Source organism: Thauera phenylacetica B4P (genome assembly GCF_000310225.1).
GTDB classification, from domain to species: domain Bacteria; phylum Pseudomonadota; class Gammaproteobacteria; order Burkholderiales; family Rhodocyclaceae; genus Thauera; species Thauera phenylacetica.
In genome coordinates, this window is the sequence record NZ_AMXF01000589.1 from 1 (window position 1) to 526 (window position 526).

The following is a 526-nucleotide window of genomic DNA, read 5'->3' on the forward strand; positions in this document are numbered from 1 at the left end:
CGCGCCGCGGATCGCGGTCGCCGGCGGCACGCTCCACAGGCCGTCGGCGCCGCGCCGCGCGCGCAGCCCGGCCTCGCCCTGCACGCTGCCGAGCTCCTTGCCCTGCACGTCGACGGCGAGGTCGATACGATCGCCGCGCGCGCTCAGCACCGCCTCGAGCTTCTCCAGGCCGAGCCGGGTGCGCAGCTCGCCTTCCACGCTGATGTCGCCGGCTTCGCGGAACACGCGCGCCTCGCCTTCGAGCGTGCGCCCGACCGAGAGGTCCCAGCGCGCGCCCAGGCGCAGCGGGTCGGCGTTGCGGCGCGGACGCCCGTCGCGGCGCGGCGGTTCGGTCTCGACCACCAGCCCGGCGAGGTCGCCGCGCAGCACGCTCTGCGTCGGCGACCAGGCGGTCTCGAGCAGGCGGATGCGGCCCTTGTCGCCCGCCTCGATCTCGGCCGCGCCCAGGCGCACGCGATCGGCGCCGAGCTCGAGCGTGGCCGGCGCCTGCAGGCGGGCGGGGAAGCGCCCGCCGGCCTCGAGCGCG

General features: G+C 78.5%; 1 pseudogene. It reads right to left on the reverse strand.

What is annotated here, in order from left to right:
• Positions 1 to 526: pseudogene (locus tag C667_RS23835) on the reverse strand (translocation/assembly module TamB domain-containing protein); the annotation flags it as partial.